Raw genomic sequence first — 11,498 nt, 5'->3', positions numbered from 1 at the left:
CCTCCGCCCCACCCGCCCCAGCCCGATGAAGAGCAGCACGGCCAGCGACCAGATGGCCGGCGTGGAGCCCGCGCCGGTGGCGGCGGTGAGGGTGGCGGCGGCGGCGGCGGTGCCGGTGGCCGCGAGCGTGTCGTTCTCAGGGAGGGAGGCGCCCAGGTTGGCGGTGCCCAGGTAGAACAGCTCCAGCAGCATGCCGACGGACAAGCCCCCGCCCACGTCGCCCAGCAGGGCGCCCATGAACGTGGCGGCCACCAGGGGCCGGGACAGCATGGCCTGGAGGAACGCCTTGCGCTCCACGGCCACCAGCCCCCCCCAGAGACACGCGAGCGCCACCTGGGTCCAGCCGACGTTCACCGGCTCACCCGGCCTTCGACCAGCGCTCGGTCAAATCCGGCAGGTCCACGGACTTCTCCGCGGGCACGGCGCGCGCCTCCACGCGCACGCCCTGCGCGGACAGCTGCTGGAGGGCCTGAAGCTCCCCTTCCGCCAGGAAGACGGAAGGCGACACCTGCCGCCTTCCGGTGCCGAAGTGCACGTTGCCCAGGTTGAGCTGGTCCATGGCCAGCCCGGCCTGGAAGGCGAACGGCACGGAGGCGACGTCCCTCAGGAGCACCAGGGTGCGCACGCCGTCCTTGGACAGGGCGGCGAAGTCCACCTGGGCGAGGGGGAGGATCTGCACCTCGATGGCGCTCTGCACGGCGAGCGCCATGGCGGCACGGATGAGGGGACTGGAGGCCGCCTCATCGTCCGCCACCACCACTCGGGACACCTTGAGGTGGGGAAGCCAGGCTTCGACGACCTGACCATGGATGAGGCGGTTGTCGACGCGGACCAGGGTGATCACGGCAGTCTCGAATCGCCGACCCGTGCGGGTCCGTCAAGTTCGCGGCTGCTGCTGGGCCTCGCGAAGCAGGGCGGATGCACAGGTGATGTTGCGCTGGCCGTACGACGCCAGCTGGTTGGCCATGTCCGACAGGGCCATCTGCTCCGAACGGAGCGAGTTGGCCTTCAGCAGCATGGGCAGATTGACGCCGGCCAGGACTTCCAGATTCATCCGCTGACACATCATCAGCGATTCCTTACAGGGGGTACCTCCGAAGAGGTCGGCCATGATGATGACGCCGTCCCCTTCATCCACGGCCTTCACGGCCTGCTTCATCTTGGCGCGGAGGTCCTCGACGGGAGCCCCCGGCTCGATGTTGCAAGTGGCCACGGCGGGCAGCTTGCCCACGATCTGTTCAGCGGTAGAGACAAGCTCATCCGCGAGACGCCCGTGCGATGCGATGACGAGGCCGACCATTGATCACCCCTGAGCCACTTCCCGGGAGAATTTGCGTCCTTACGCCCATCAACGACCGGACGCAACTCCGGCGAAGTTTTCCGCCTGCACCTGGGAACCACTGCCCCAACAACTTCGCTTCGAAGGTAAGGCGACTGCGCCCACCATGCCTGGAATTTCAGGTCCGGGGAAGGGACACGGTGTCGTCTGCCGGACGGGGAGCCGGGCGCGGTCTCCCCACGCTCTAGGAGATGCGCGGTGTGGCCCCACGGTGCGTGCCCCGCGGGGCGAGTCCGGCGCCCCCGCTCGGTGGGTAGGAAGGCGACCGTGCCATCACAAGGGAGCGGCTGTATCACCTGGGAATCCCGGCAGGGCCCGCGAGGTCCATCGGTACTCGGGGCATGCGGGATTCAGGGGACCTGTCGCATCGGGTGCGGTGTCTCAGTGGACGACCAGGCGGGCCCTCTGCTCGGCGGGCCGGATGCGGGCGGTGGCGCCGGCACCGAAGGTGAGGAAGTCCTCCTCCATGCCGTCGCTGAAGATGACGCCGCCCTGGGGCATGCGGGACTCGAGCACCAGCTCCGCCTGGGCGGTGACGAAGCCGCCGACGATGTCCGCGCCGGAGTGACGGCTGACGAAGGGCTCGCGCACGACGAAGGCGAGCCGCGCGTCCTCCCAGCCGAGCGTCCAGGGCTTGCCCGGCGTGCCGCCCGTACAGCGGGTGAGCCCCTGCGCGAGCGCGAACACGGATGACAGCCACCCGCTGGAGCCCGCGCCCGTGGACACGAGCACGCCGCTGGAGGACTGGGACTCCTCCTTGCCGCCGTAGCGGACCTGGTAGCGGGCGGACACGTGCGTGCGCGCGCCGATGAACAGGTCGTTGAAGGCGAGCAGCCGCTGGCCGTCCTGGAGCCGCGCCTCCGCCAGCTGCACCTGTCGCATCCTCGCGCGGCCCTCCAGGGTCTTGAGCACGGCGCCCCGGGCGTCTCGCGGGAGGAAGGGCAGGAGCACGCCGTCGAAGCGCTCCGGGTCCGGGTTGACGCCCACGAGCGGCTGGCTGCCCACGTACTTGGCCACGTTGGCGACGAGCCCGTCCTGCCCCACCGCCACCACCACCTCCTTGCCGGTGAAGAGGAAGGTGGGCACGAGCGAGCGGTCCACCTGCTGCACCGGCAGCCCCACGTCCAGCTGCGAGCGAAGGCCGTCCACCGCGCGGCGGTAGGTGTCGTCCTCCGCCTCGAACCCGTTGAAGTCCTGACCGTTGTGCTCCACGTAGAACTTCGCCTGCTTCTTCGTGTTGAAGCGGACCACCAGGTCCGCCAGCCGCGTCTTGCGCGTGACGAGGACGACCTTCTCGAACATGGCGAGCCTCCTTCGCTGAGCCTTCAGCGGTCGAAGTGCTGGACGTCCGCGCGGCCGGGCTTGTTCGGCTTGGAGCCGGAGCGGGGTCCCGGGTTCGGGCCCGCATCCGGGGGCAAGAGTGAGCGCAACAGGTCCGGCGACACGTTGAGCTCGCCGATGCGCTGCGCGTTCTCCCCCATCTCGCGGAAGGCCAGGGCGATGTGGAGCGCGGGGTCGCCGCCGTTGGCGGACGTGGCCAGGAGCGTCTTCCAATCCACGTTCTTCACCGGCTCCAGCGTCTTCTCCAGGGTGTACGCGCGCGCGTCCGCGGACTGGCGCTCGTTCTGGACCCAGCGCTCCATGAGGGCGGCGCGCTGCTCCTCCACCGCGATGTCCGCGGCCATCTTCGCTTCGCGAATCTGGCGCTGGCGCTCCTCCACCACCAGCTCCGTGGCCAGCTCGCTCTCCTTGATGCGCCGCTCCTGCTCCACGGCGGCGTTGCGGCGGGCGTAGATGGCTTCGTCCGCTTCACGCTGGAGCCCTTCGCGCGCGGCGGCTTCCAGCGCGCGCGCCATCTCCGGCGTGGGCTGGATGGAGAGCACGGAGAAGGCCATCACGTGCACGCCCAGCGCCTTCACGGACTCCGCCTCCGCCAGCGCCGCCAGCACGCGGGCCTCCAACATGTCGGACTGCACCAGGACCTCGCGCAGGCTCAGGGACTGCACCACCGCGCGGGCGCGCACCTGCGCGGCCTGCACCAGCCGGTCCGACAGCTTCTCCGGGTCGTCGGAGCGGTGACGCCCCGCCGGGGTGATGGAGTAGTCCAAGAGCCCCGCCAGCCTCCGCGCGTCCTCCACGCGGTATGTCAGCTGCCCTTGAATCGTCACCGGCTGGAAGTCGCGGGTGACCTCATTGAAGGCGAACGGGACGTCCGCGCTCGACAGGGGCACCGCCACCAGCGTCGTCGCCGGCTTCCAATAGAGGAACGACAGGCCCGCGCCCTCGCGGACCACCTCGCCGTCCCGGTACTGCATCACGTACGTGGTCGGCGTCGACTTCATGTACCCGATGAACATCCGCGCATCCCCCTCACCTGCTGCGTTTGGTTTGTGTGATTTCGACACCATCTTAGTGTCACTCATACACATTCGCAACAGGGAGTGCGGGAAAGCGGTGTAGGTGGGGTGGATGCCGGTGGACGGGGTGGGCCCGGGCGTCCTTGAATCGGGGGCATGACGCGCAAGCTCGGGGAGCAGTTGATCCTGGATGGAGTGCTGACGCCGGAGGTGCTGTCCCGAGCGCTCGCGCGGCAGAAGGAGACGGGGCTGAAGCTGGGCGAGTGCCTGGTGCGGCTGGGCGTGGACGAGACGCCGGTGTTGCGGCTCTTGGCGCAGGAGCTGAAGACGCGCTTCGTGTCCACGGAGAAGCTGGCGCAGGCGAAGGTGGACCCAGGCCTGTTGGAGCGGGTGCCGGTGCGGCTGGCGGAGGGCTTCGACTTCATGCCGCTGCGGCTGGTGCAGGACGCGCTGTACGTGGCCATCTCCGAGCCGCAGCGGCAGCGGGCGCTGGAGGAGATTTCGAAGACGGTGGGCGTGGCGCAGGTGCTGCCGTTCATCGCGGTGCGCAGGTCCATCCGCGCGGCCATCCGGAAGCACTACTACGCGGACGCGCACGCCTTCGAGCACCCGCCGGAGGACCTGGCGTGTCCGCACTGTGGCGCGTCGTGCAAGCCGGGGGATTTCCAGTGCGCGCGCTGTGAGCTGCTGCTCGTGAGGAGCGTGGAGGAGCTGCCGCCCCGGGACAACGTGTCGCTGGTGCGCGCGCTGCTCACGAGGCCGGAGCAGACGGGAGCGCGCGGCGTGCCCCGTCCACCGCAGCAGGAGGCGACGCGGGTGGTGTCGTTCCAGGCGCAGGCCCAGCCGAAGGCGAAGGGGCCGCCGGTGCGGCCGGTCATCGTCGCGGGGCTGGACCTGGTGAACCGGCCGCTGAGCCCGTTCGAGGCGTACGTGCTGTCGTTCGTGGACGGGCGCACGGCGCTGGCGGACATGGCGATGATCACCCAGGTGACGGAGCTGGAGCTGCGCGCGGTGTTCGAGTCGCTGTCGGAGCGAGGCGTGACGAAGCTGGTGGGCACGCTGGCGTCAGCGGAGGTGGCGTTCACGGGAGATGGCGTGCCTGCGTTCTCGCGCGAGCCGAAGACCGTGCCTCCGGCTCCGGCCGCGAAGGTGGCGGCGGCTCCGGCGGCCCGCGCCCAGGCTCCGCGGCAGGCGCCGATGCCTTCGGTGTCACTGGCCGCTGCGCTGACGGCGAAGCCTCCTGTCGTGGCGCCAGCTCCGGTGGCCAGGAAGGAGGACGCGCAGGAGGAGGTGCTCCAGCGCGTCGTGCGGCTGGAGCAGGCGGGGAAACTGGCGGAGGCGTTGGATCTGCTGGAGCGCAGCATCGGGCTCCTGCCGAAGCCCGCGCCGCTCTACAACCGCATGGGGATGATCCTCCTGAACCACCAGCGCGATTACGAACGCGCCAGTGCGTTCTTCCAGAAGGCGTCGGACCTGGAGCCGGAGAACAGCGTCTACACGATGAACCTGTACTCCGTGCTGGCGCTCACGGCTGAAGCCACGAACGCAGGACAGAAGAAGCCCCGGCGCTGAGCACGGCCTCGGCCTGGAGGTCTGACTCTTGGGGTTCATGAAGCTGGACCGACAGATCCACCGCGTCTTCGGGCTCGAGAAATCTTCGGTCCCCGTGCGAGATCAGCCCCTGCCCGTGAGCGATACGAGCCTGGCTTTCATGGGCTATCCCATGCTGCGGCAGGCGGAGGTGTTCCTTTCCGCCCCTGCTTTGGAGCGCTGGCGGACGGAACACTCGCTGGCGTTCCCTCAGGAGTGCTGCGTCTGTCTGCGGGCCGCACAGCGGTTTCTGCCAGTCCATGCTGCCCCAGGATGGATGGGCCTCCTTCGCCGGAAGCAGCTCCTAATGGGAGTTCCCCATTGTGAGGAGCATGGGCGCCAGGACGAAGCGCGGCTCCTGGTCCAGGTGAATTCCTGGAGCGAATGGGTCTGCCAGCTTGCGCTCATTGGGATGAACGAAGCGTTTCTCCTCAAGACCCGGGAACTCAACCAGACCAGGGACATGGCGCCCCCCTGGAAGGCATTTCCCGGGTACGAGCCCATGTCTTCAGGATGGCGACAGGGCAATGGGGAGTATTGGTTTGCTCACGTCTGGTCGCCGTTCTGGCAGCGCTTGTCACATGAGGAGCAGCAGCAATACAACCAGCGCTGGGCGGCTCCACCAGAATGGCACTCCCGGCTGATGGACCTTCCCTGAGCCAAGCCCCAGCGCTGAAGGTGCCCCATGCCCTCCCCTTCCGAGTCGTACCTGCTGGATTTCCATGCGCGCCTCGCGGGCGTGACGTCGCGGTGGTTCGCTTCCGCTCCGGTCGAGGTCGAGGCTGGGACTGCGCCTTCGAGCTATGCTCTGCTGGAGGCGGTCGTGCCTCACGATGCGCGGCCCCTGGCGGTGCTCGACCTGGCCTGTGGAGATGGATACCTCCTGGAGCTGCTTGCTCGGAGGAAGCAGCCCGGGATGTCGCTGATGGGGCTCGACATGAGCGAGCACGAGCTGGCTGCGGCACGGGCGCGGTTGAACGGCGCTGCGACACTGCTCCAGGGACGCGCGCAGTCGCTTCCGTTCGGGGACGCCAGTGTCGATGTCGTGTTGAGCCACCTGGCCCTCATGCTGATGGACGACGTGGAGACCGTGCTCGCGGAGCTGCGGCGTGTGCTGAAGCCGGGCGGGCGGGTGTCCATTGTCGTGGGCGGAGACCTGGTGCCGGGGAATGCGTTGGAGGTGTTCGGCGGACTCATGAAGAGCGCGGCGGCGGTTCCTCCCACGCGGCTGGGCGATCCGAAGGTCCGTTCCAGCGATGGGTTGCGAGAACTCTTCGCCGAGGGCTTCGTGGACGTCACGGTGCGGTCCCTCTCCGTTCAGGGCGATGGGTCGCCGAGCGATGTCTGGGAGTCGCTGCTCACAACGTATGACGCGGACCGATTGTCTCCTGCGGCCAAGGCGTCGCTCAGGGCCTCGTTCCTCCAGGCCGTGGAACCGCTGCGACGCTCGGATGGCAGCGTTCCGTTGCGCTGGGGCATGCGGCAGCTGACGGCGTTCCGGAAGCCCTGATCAGGGCTGTGTCCGGGCGCTCACAGCCGCCGACAGACGAACCCCTCCTGAGTGGGAGTGCAGGCCGTTGCTTCGAGCTCCTCGAAGACGTGCCGCAAGGTTGCAGTCAGCTGGACCCCGAAGACCTCGATTTCGGACCACGGGGGATCATGTGCGAACGCACCATGGTGCTCGGCCACAGCACCGGCGATCCGGGCACACATCGCCTCGGGAGATTCTCCCTCGAGCGCGGCGAATGACGTGACGCCCACCGAGAGAGGATCAACTGCCGCATCCGCCAGGCCGCTCTTCCAGACACTTTGGATGACGGGAGTGTTCTCGCGCGAGTCAACGACCCATACGTGGAAGACGCGAGCCAGCTCAGCCACCCGGCCTCCGAAGCCCTGATCCACCACGATTCCCACTTTGTGCGTTGGCATTGGCATGGTGCGGTCCCAGCCCGCTCGCACGGGCGGCGTCCACGGGACGACGTGCAGCGTGTTGCCGTCCTCCGTGGGCTTCGTCTCGTGGAGCGTCATCGCGAGGGCGCCCGTCGCCGCGTCGCGCGTGTGGTGCACGATGAGCGCATAGGTCGGAATCCCCGGCATGGCTTCCGTCAGCCACGCGTAACCCTCTTCGGGGGTCTTCGCCTCCAGGACGCAGATGGCGGCGTGTCCCGTTTGCGCCGCGGTGCAGAGCATCTCCATGTCCTTCAGCGTGCGCACCTCGTCCGCGAAGACGAGGTCCGGGTCCTGCCGCAGGAATGAACGCAGCGCCTGCGCCAGCGGCAGCTCTCCGCTCACCTTCACGACGCCGATGGCGCCTCCCGGCCCGCCCTTCGGCTCCTCCACGGCCGCCAGCGCGTGCACGTTGTCGGGCAGTGCATCCATCACCGCGCGCAGGGTCGTGCTGCGCCCCGTGTTGGATGCGCCCGTGAGCAGCACCAACTGGCCGTTGAACAGCGACTTGTCCAGGCGGTTGAAGAGCCCCTTGAGGAACTCCGCGTGTTCAGCGGAGAGCGGGAGGCTGGGGATGCTCGGGTACGCCTGGCGCGTCTCCCGGTCCCTCGCCAGCGCCGTGGTCCAGGTGCCCAGCTCGTCTTCGCGGAAGGACACGCGGAACTCGATGTCCGGATCCGCCGCGCCCACCGGGAAGGACACGTGACCCCGGTCGGGCATCACCGGATCCGCGCCCCGCTTCGCATGCGCCGCCAGCGCCTTCCCCAGCGGCCGGTACAGTTCGTACGCCATGGGCTGACGCACCGGCACCCGCTCGGCGCCCAGCAATCCCACCGTGCCCGGCGTGTCCTTCTCGATGAAGAACAGCGTGATGCCCGCGTTGATCACCCGGTCGCCCGTCTCCGCTCGGGCTCCGTCGCTGTCGTCCTCGTCCGCGCCACTGTCCGAGTCGTCCGCCGCCCAGACGGAGAACATCGCCGTGCCCGTCCGTCCCGCGACGTCGAAGAGGGTCGCCGCCAAGGCTTCCGGCGTCTTCGGCGAGACGAAGGCTCCGGACGGGACCCGGCCCGCCTCCCCCAGCCTCTGGAGCAGGCTGGCGAACACGGCGTCCGGCGTGGCGGGGGCTTCGGACTTCGGGCTCGGCGTCGTCATGGGCGCGGACCATGGCATGGCCTCTCGCGGCCCGGCCACGCTGGAAACGGTCCCCGGAAAGCCCCCTTCTCCTTGGAAACCGGTACGGCTGCCGGCCTGCCTTGAGAACGGGCGAGGAAGCTTCACAGAGGGGCTCCCCTCCAGCAGGCGCTTGGGTAACATCGCTTGATGTTCAGGCGTCTCACCAACGCGCTGCGACGGCTGTGGCTCCGCCCCTCCGAAAGCAGCCTCTCGGACCGGCAGCAGAGCCTGCCCGGCGGTACCGAACCCACCGTCGCCACGCCCCGGCGCTCGCGCGCGTCGGTCGCGGAGGAGGCCTCGCCTCCGGTCCGCACCAGCCGCCCGCGCCGCCCGGCCGTCCGCATCGTCGCGCATGGGGCCGCCCCGCACGTCAGCAACCGCAAGACGTCCCGCCGCGCCAGCGCCACGACCCCGCGCTTCTACGACCTGCACGACGACTTCCGCGCCCCCAACCGCTGGGAACCCGGCGACCCGCTGGACCTGGAGGACAAGGAGGTGGGTGACGTGTGGATGTTCACCGCCGGGCGCCCCGTGAATCCGCCCGGCCCCCTCCACATCCCCAATGAGCAGAGGGCCGCCCCGCTGGACTTCAGCCTCGCTGGCGCCGGCCTCACCCCCGTGGTGCACCCGCGCGTCGCCGCCGTGTTCGCGCGCCTGGCGCCGGAGGACGTGCAGCTCATCCCCGTGCACATCGAGGGCCAGCCGGAGCCGTACTTCCTCGTCGTCGCCACGCGCCTCATCCGCTGCGTGGACGAAGCCGCCTGCCTGGAGGTCCTCCGCTACGGCCCCGGCGATGGCGTTCCCGCGCGCGTGGGCCAGTACCGCTCCGTGCGAGGCCTGCGCATCGACCCCACCCAGGTGGGCCGCGCCCGCGTGTTCCGCCCCTGGGGCTGGCCCGTCACCCTCGTCGTCTCCGAGGTCGTGAAGGAGGCCCTGGAGAAGGAGGGCGTCACCGGCGCTCGCTTCACGCCCATCACGGACACCCGGCACTGAAGACCGGGGTCCGCAAGGACGTTGCAGCGCCCTACTCCTTCTCGATGTCCCGGTCCCACAGCTGCACGCGGCCGTAGTCCGCGGACAGCCGGCGCACCATCTCCGCCGCCAGCGCCACCGAGCGGTGCTTGCCGCCCGTGCACCCCAGCGCCACCGTGAGGTACGCCTTCCCCTCCTTCTGGTAGCGGGGGAACAGGAACCGGCAGAGGTCCACGACCTTCTCGAGGAACTGCTGCGTCTCCTCGCGCTCCAGCACGTACCCGGACACCTTCGGGTTCTTGCCCGTGAGCCCCTTGAGCTCCGGCACGAAGTACGGGTTCGGCAGGAAGCGCACGTCGAACACCAGGTCCGCCTGCGGCGGCACACCGTACCGGTAGCCGAAGGACATGATGGACAGGCTGGGCCCCGTCGTGGGCTCCGGGCTGAAGCGCCCCTGCACCATGCGCTTCAGGTCGTGCACGTTGAGCGCCGACGAGTCGATGACCTGATCCGCCAGCTCCCGCAGGTCCTTCAGCGCCTCGCGCTCCCGGTGGATGCCCTCCGCCACCGTGCCCTCGGGGGCCAGCGGGTGGCGGCGGCGCGTCTCGCTGAAGCGGCGCATGAGGCTGTCGTCACTGGCGTCCAGGAAGAGCACGTCCACCTGGTGGCCCGCGCGGCGCACCTCGGCGAGCACACGGGGCGCGTCCTTGAGGAAGACGCCCTCGCGCGCGTCGATGACCAGCGCCATGCGCTCGATGTTGCCGCCTCCCGCCAGCTCCGTGAGCTTGGGCAGGAGGAGCACCGGCAGGTTGTCGATGCAGAAGAAGCCGGCGTCCTCCAGCGCGCGGATGGCGGTGGACTTACCGGAACCTGACATGCCGGTGATGATGATGATCTGCTTCGCGGGGGCGGTCACTCGACCTCTTCTCCCAAGGTGCGGCGCATCGCCCCCTGGGCGATGGCTCGATTGAGGCGCTCGGCGAACTCTCGCGCCGAATGGTGGCCCTGAAGCTTCAACAGTTGGTTGCGCGCGGCCACCTCCACGATGGTGGCCATGTTGCGTCCAGGACGCACGGGGACGACCGACAGGGGGATGTCCACGCCAACAATCTGCAGGTGCTTGTCCTCCACGCCCAGTCGGTCGTACTCCTGGTGCGGATCCCATTCCTGCAGCTCAATCACAAGCTCAATCTTCTTCTGTTCCCGGACGGCGGACACTCCGAAGAGGTCCTTGATGTTGATGATGCCCAGTCCGCGAATCTCCATGTGGTGCTTGATGACCGGATTGCCCGCGCCGTAGACGGCCCCCTTGCGCCGGGTCACGTCCACGATGTCGTCCGCCACCAGCCGGTGGCCGCGCATCACCAGGTCCAGGGCGATTTCGCTCTTGCCGATGCCGCTCTTGCCCAGGAGCAGGATGCCCACGCCGAAGACGTCCATCAGCACGCCGTGCAGGCTGCTGGACTCCGTGAGCGCGTCCTCCAGGAAGTTCTGCACCCGCTGGATGAACTCGCTGGAGAGCAGCGGCGTCTTCATCAGCGAGAGGCCCGCCGCCTCGCAGGCGTCCACCAGCGCGCGCGGCACGTCCAGCGCCTTGGTGACCACCACGCACGCCAGATCCTCTTCGCCGAAGAGCTTGGCCAGCGACGCGTGCTGCGCGTCCTCTGGCAGGGTGGCCAGGTAGGAGATTTCGGTGTTGCCGAAGACCTGGACGCGGTGCGGGTGGAGGTGCTCCATGAAGCCCGCCAGCGCCAGGCCCGGCTTCTGGATGCGCGAGGAGTCCACCGTGCGAGCCAGCCCCTGGGTGCCCGCCATCAGGGTCAGCCGCAGGTCGTGGCCCTGGTCCTCGAGGAGCTGGGAGATGCGAATGGATTTCATCGTCGGGACCTGGATATCACCCACCGGCCTCCGGAGGTGAACCGCACCGTGTCCGCCGTCCCCCCCGCCTCCCCTACAGCCGCCGCCGAGCCCCGGTCCGGAGCGCTGGTCGGAGTTCCAACGGAAACGCCCACGTGGGCAGGCTCCGGAGCTCCTGGCGAAGCCCCCTTCGAGCGCCGGCTGGGCCTCTTCCTGCTGGGGGGCGTGCTCGTCCTGGGCGCGGCCTTCCGCCTGTACTGGGC

Annotated in this window: 12 protein-coding genes and 1 pseudogene; 5 read left to right on the top strand and 8 right to left on the bottom strand. The window is 69.1% G+C overall.

Annotation, left to right across the window (positions count from 1 at the left end; translation table 11 throughout):
• The 5 genes from D7V80_RS37190 to D7V80_RS37170 form a co-directional block, all read right to left on the bottom strand.
• The coding region (locus tag D7V80_RS37190) for a PTS sugar transporter subunit IIC (protein WP_147447342.1) at positions 1-354 on the bottom strand (354 nt) is incomplete at its 3' end.
• Positions 355-358: 4 nt separating this feature from the next.
• Positions 359-844, bottom strand: a complete 486-nt coding sequence (locus D7V80_RS37185; protein ID WP_014399910.1) for a PTS sugar transporter subunit IIB — start codon at positions 842-844, stop codon at positions 359-361.
• A 33-nt stretch (positions 845-877) separates the two neighbouring features.
• Positions 878-1,300, bottom strand: a complete 423-nt coding sequence (locus tag D7V80_RS37180) for a PTS sugar transporter subunit IIA (RefSeq protein ID WP_014399911.1) — start codon at positions 1,298-1,300, stop codon at positions 878-880.
• A gap of 420 nt (positions 1,301-1,720) precedes the next feature.
• The gene (locus tag D7V80_RS37175) at positions 1,721-2,641 is read right to left on the bottom strand and encodes an NAD+ kinase (protein ID WP_120592584.1); all 921 of its coding nucleotides are present in this window, start codon (positions 2,639-2,641) and stop codon (positions 1,721-1,723) included.
• A gap of 23 nt (positions 2,642-2,664) precedes the next feature.
• Positions 2,665-3,696 carry an SPFH domain-containing protein gene (locus D7V80_RS37170; RefSeq protein WP_120592583.1) on the bottom strand — a complete coding sequence of 344 codons (1,032 nt, stop codon included), beginning with the start codon at positions 3,694-3,696 and terminating at the stop codon, positions 2,665-2,667.
• A 156-nt stretch (positions 3,697-3,852) separates the two neighbouring features.
• Here D7V80_RS37170 and D7V80_RS37165 point away from each other — a divergent pair, with 156 nt between their 5' ends.
• Genes D7V80_RS37165 through D7V80_RS37155 form a run of 3 tightly spaced genes read left to right on the top strand, consistent with a single transcriptional unit; the run spans position 3,853 to position 6,796 of the window.
• Positions 3,853-5,268, top strand: coding sequence for a general secretion pathway protein GspE (locus tag D7V80_RS37165; protein ID WP_120592582.1), 1,416 nt, complete (start codon positions 3,853-3,855; stop codon positions 5,266-5,268).
• 37 nt (positions 5,269-5,305) lie between these two features.
• Positions 5,306-5,944 carry a hypothetical protein gene (locus D7V80_RS37160; RefSeq protein ID WP_147447341.1) on the top strand — a complete coding sequence of 213 codons (639 nt, stop codon included), beginning with the start codon at positions 5,306-5,308 and terminating at the stop codon, positions 5,942-5,944.
• Positions 5,945-5,971: 27 nt separating this feature from the next.
• Positions 5,972-6,796: a class I SAM-dependent methyltransferase gene (locus D7V80_RS37155; protein ID WP_120592580.1), complete on the top strand. Its 825-nt coding sequence runs from the start codon at positions 5,972-5,974 to the stop codon at positions 6,794-6,796.
• 20 nt (positions 6,797-6,816) lie between these two features.
• Here the strand turns inward: D7V80_RS37155 and D7V80_RS37150 are convergent, their stop codons facing one another.
• Positions 6,817-8,385, bottom strand: coding sequence for an ATPase, T2SS/T4P/T4SS family (locus D7V80_RS37150; RefSeq protein WP_158616764.1), 1,569 nt, complete (start codon positions 8,383-8,385; stop codon positions 6,817-6,819).
• A 168-nt stretch (positions 8,386-8,553) separates the two neighbouring features.
• Between D7V80_RS37150 and D7V80_RS37145 the strand changes: the two genes are divergently transcribed.
• Positions 8,554-9,399: an imm11 family protein gene (locus tag D7V80_RS37145; protein WP_120592578.1), complete on the top strand. Its 846-nt coding sequence runs from the start codon at positions 8,554-8,556 to the stop codon at positions 9,397-9,399.
• 31 nt (positions 9,400-9,430) lie between these two features.
• Here D7V80_RS37145 and rapZ read toward each other — a convergent pair whose 3' ends face one another.
• Both rapZ and hprK read right to left on the bottom strand, forming a co-directional pair.
• On the bottom strand, positions 9,431-10,294 hold the full coding sequence (gene rapZ / locus D7V80_RS37140) for an RNase adapter RapZ (RefSeq protein ID WP_120592577.1): 864 nt from the start codon (positions 10,292-10,294) through the stop codon (positions 9,431-9,433).
• A complete protein-coding gene (gene hprK, locus D7V80_RS37135; RefSeq protein WP_120592576.1) occupies positions 10,291-11,256 on the bottom strand; it encodes an HPr(Ser) kinase/phosphatase in 966 nt (321 codons plus the stop codon). The genes rapZ and hprK overlap by 4 nt, the downstream gene beginning before the upstream one ends.
• Positions 11,257-11,304: 48 nt before the next feature.
• Between hprK and D7V80_RS43220 the strand changes: the two are divergent.
• Positions 11,305-11,498: pseudogene (locus D7V80_RS43220) on the top strand (hypothetical protein); the annotation flags it as partial.

It is taken from the genome of Corallococcus sp. CA054B, assembly GCF_003611625.1.
In the GTDB taxonomy this organism is placed as follows: domain Bacteria; phylum Myxococcota; class Myxococcia; order Myxococcales; family Myxococcaceae; genus Corallococcus; species Corallococcus coralloides.
Note: the sequence above shows the minus strand (reverse complement) of the source record. Positions and strands in the feature narration are given on the sequence as shown.

Bases quoted from the DNA above. Each gene is read 5' to 3' on its own strand.
- hprK (WP_120592576.1), bottom strand. From the start codon at position 11,256: ATGAAATCCATTCGCATCTCCCAGCTCCTCGAGGACCAGGGCCACGAC.
- D7V80_RS37150 (WP_158616764.1), bottom strand. From the start codon at position 8,385: ATGACGACGCCGAGCCCGAAGTCCGAAGCCCCCGCCACGCCGGACGCC.
- D7V80_RS37170 (WP_120592583.1), bottom strand. From the start codon at position 3,696: ATGTTCATCGGGTACATGAAGTCGACGCCGACCACGTACGTGATGCAG.
- D7V80_RS37155 (WP_120592580.1), top strand. From the start codon at position 5,972: ATGCCCTCCCCTTCCGAGTCGTACCTGCTGGATTTCCATGCGCGCCTC.
- D7V80_RS37180 (WP_014399911.1), bottom strand. From the start codon at position 1,300: ATGGTCGGCCTCGTCATCGCATCGCACGGGCGTCTCGCGGATGAGCTT.
- D7V80_RS37160 (WP_147447341.1), top strand. From the start codon at position 5,306: ATGAAGCTGGACCGACAGATCCACCGCGTCTTCGGGCTCGAGAAATCT.
- D7V80_RS37145 (WP_120592578.1), top strand. From the start codon at position 8,554: ATGTTCAGGCGTCTCACCAACGCGCTGCGACGGCTGTGGCTCCGCCCC.
- D7V80_RS37165 (WP_120592582.1), top strand. From the start codon at position 3,853: ATGACGCGCAAGCTCGGGGAGCAGTTGATCCTGGATGGAGTGCTGACG.
- D7V80_RS37175 (WP_120592584.1), bottom strand. From the start codon at position 2,641: ATGTTCGAGAAGGTCGTCCTCGTCACGCGCAAGACGCGGCTGGCGGAC.